The organism is Pseudoalteromonas sp. Cn5-37, assembly GCF_021532495.1.
GTDB lineage: Bacteria > Pseudomonadota > Gammaproteobacteria > Enterobacterales > Alteromonadaceae > Pseudoalteromonas > Pseudoalteromonas simplex.
The window spans coordinates 1-3,212 of the sequence record NZ_JAKGBA010000074.1 but is presented as its reverse complement, the minus strand read 5'-3'; the positions used below and the strand labels follow the sequence as shown (position 1 = coordinate 3,212).

Below are 3,212 nucleotides of genomic sequence, written 5' to 3'. Positions count from 1 at the left end.
GGGGTTCTAGGGATTTTCCCCTCTAAAAAGACATAATCCTCTGTAGACCACACCAATAAATGGCTGCGGAGGTGGTTTACTTTCAGCTTGGAGCCTAATCATCCACTATCGGCCTTGTTATTTCGCCAATATTGGGCAATTTCCCAGTATTAGTGAAGTTATACGTTCCGCTTAAGTTGATATTTTGCCACGCAACGGGCGAAACAGCACGAGTGATACCCGCTTTCTCTTCATCTCCTCTCGCTTCAAAGTGTCCCAGAAGATGACTCAGTATCGCGGAGTTGAAGTAGATGATCGCGTTGGCAAGCAATCTTGCGCATTCATTCCAGATAGCGATTTCAGACTCGTTTTTGCCACGGAACTGATCACCATTCACCGACGCAATGGCTCGTCTAAGGAAGTGCCATGCTTCTCCCCGGTTCAGGGCACGTTGCACATACTGCCGCAAACTGGCATCGTCGATGTAGTCAAGTAAATATTGCGCTTTAACCAGTCGATTATACTCCGTCAGAGCCTGTAATATTGGGTGTCCAGAAGGGTAACCAGACAACTTTCTTACCAGCATTGCTTGTGTCGTCCGCTTTGTCTGAAGTGACAGAACAATACGCCTGATATCTTGCCATCCCGTTGTAATAACATTCGTTCTGATAGGCTTCTTTAGCGCCAGTATGGTGCTGCCTTGTTCACTTTCAGTCACATCAAACAGATCATTGATGACACTACTGAACTGCGCGTATCGCGGTGCAAAACTGTAACCGCATAGATCCAGTAAGGCGAAGTTAACATGATTGACACCGTGTGTATCTGTCGAGAGTACGTCAGGTTTGATTTCACTGCTGTTGGATTGTAACAGGTCATAAATATAGTGTGATTCGTGCTCGTTGGAACCGATGATCCGAGCATTGAGGGCGCTGTGGTTGGCCACCAGTGTCATGGCCGTGATCCCTTTGTTGGTGCCGAAATACTTAGAGGAGTACCGGGTTTTAAAGGTTTCCAGATGGGTTTCGAATTTCTGACCATCCGCACTGGCATGCAGCTGGTCCTCCTGAATATGGTAGTGGCGGAAGATGGGTAGCGCTGCAACCGCATTATTGATCACGTCGCTGGCGTCATGCAGCGTTTCAGGCCGGATATAGTTGGCCTGCACCGTACTCAGGTGTTCATAGCTTCGATCGGAGATCTGCGCCATGCCATACACACCACGGTGAGTGGCGTTGGCAATCAGAATGGCCAGTAAATCATCCTGATGAGTGAACCCTTGTTTTTGTATCGGAAGTACATGAGTCAGACATTTCATGAACCCGGTTTCGCGCTCTACATACCGCAGTACATCCGCGATACCGACCGGTTGCATTCGCTTAAAAAAGGGATTGTTGACCAGAGATGTAGCGCTTTTGGTCGGCAGACGCCAGCGGGTACCGGTACGATTTTTCATGATCACATTTCGATTGTCTCCCTCATCAATATGGAGAGCAACGTCTTTGAGTGCACTTTCCAGCCGGTGTTGTTTCTCCTGTAACAATAACTCTGCGGGCTGTTTTAGTCTGTCCAGTGTTGATGAGGCCAGCAAGGTATCCTGCGATGTCTGGGGGATCAGGTCGTCTTCCAGTGCGCGGTATTTGGTAACATTTGGCAAATAAATGCGTCCATTCAGTCGTGAGGTTAACTGCCGGTAGAGCAGCCATTCGTAACGTTGCGGGTTAACGTTATCCTGTTTAACCAACCATGGGAGGTGCTTTTTCGGGATGAGCGACGTATCCATCGTCTTCAGTGGTCCACCGAATGCGATTTCCGTCTGCATCTGTTGAAGTTGGGCGACGACGGCTTCTGAGCCTTTACCGGCCTCACATTCAAGGCACAAGAACACCTGCCTTAACAGTTGCTCCAGGAGATTGCATTGTTCATCGTAATGTTGCCACTGGTACTCTTCCACGGTCCGTTTCTGTTTTTTCAGGTAAAGGCAGAGGGTCTGGATATCCCTGTCATTCATGACCTTCAATGCCTGTTGTCTGACTACTGAGAAGGGTTGATTATCATCAATGTTCTCATCCACAAACAGATGCAGTAACTCTGCCGCTTTCGTGACATTGTCCGCGGCTGACTGCCAGGACAGGAACACTGCTTGTTGTGCAAAGGTGTTGGCAGCTTCTTGTTGCTTGCGGATATGGTAAATGAACCCATCAGTTAACCGTTCCAGTGCCAGTTGTATCCGCTCTGTCAGGTGACATAGCAACCATAGATGCTGCTGTGCGCGTTTGAATCGTTTGAGTTTACTACCGTAATAGTTGATGAGCTCACCGAAGTGTTGTCGATTTTTAAGAGACAGATTAAGCCCATCGATAACGCCATTGATTTGCGTGCGCCATGGCGCTAACTGATGATAAAGGGCAAGCTCTTTTTTAAGTTCAGGTACGGTCAGACTTTTTGCACCGCCTCTGAGCTGGTTCAGGCTTAGTCCGTCATCAATGGCTGTTATGCTGTCCAGAAAGACGTGAAGTTCAGGACTGGTGAGTTGATTAAGTTGGTGCGCCAGGTCTTTTCTGACCTGCTGCATCGCTCTGCTTATCAGTCTCTGGAGTACGGTGTACCTAGGGATAGCAATGCTGTGACTGGTTAGGAATTCAATAGCAGTATCAAAGAGGTAACGCGGCTCCAGCCAGGCATTGCCCACCTGAACAAGGTGGTCGAAAAGAGAATTGAAGTGCTGACTTTCGTCCCATTTGTGATAACCAGCAAGGTCTAATACTTTTGCGTAGAGTCGATCTTTTTGTTTTTGTGAGGGAGTGAATGGTCTGAGCCCCTTGCCGCCAAGCAGCTCTTTACTGATGAACATTAAATCCTTAGAAACCTGCGAGTAAGCGATATCTAGGATGACGGGCTTTGATTTGAAGTATCCCAAAATCGCGACAAAGTAACATCTATGAGCTCTGAGACGAATTGACCGAAAAACTGCCAATTCCGCATCGTTCAGAGAAAAGTACAGACGTTGTTCTTCGATTGAAAAAATGGGTGGGGAATAAAGATCTGCCTGTTCTGCTCTCGTGAGAATAGTAATTTCGTTTTTGATGGCCATATCAGGGCTGTTCCGTATTAAATGTACGATATTTACCTAATTTGCCACACTTATAAGTAGTAACCCACCTCCGCAGCCATTTATTGGTGTGGTCTACAGAGGATTAAGTCTTTTTAGAGGGGAAAATCCCTAGAACCCC

Annotated in this window: 1 protein-coding gene; it reads right to left on the bottom strand. The window is 47.4% G+C overall.

The window, feature by feature from the left end; genetic code table 11:
- Positions 1-94 precede the first annotated feature (94 nt).
- On the bottom strand, positions 95-3,073 hold the full coding sequence (locus L1266_RS22035) for a Tn3 family transposase (protein ID WP_000985631.1): 2,979 nt from the start codon (positions 3,071-3,073) through the stop codon (positions 95-97).
- Positions 3,074-3,212 lie beyond the last annotated feature (139 nt).

Coding starts and splice junctions, on each gene's coding strand:
- L1266_RS22035 (WP_000985631.1), bottom strand. CDS start 3,073: ATGGCCATCAAAAACGAAATTACTATTCTCACGAGAGCAGAACAGGCA.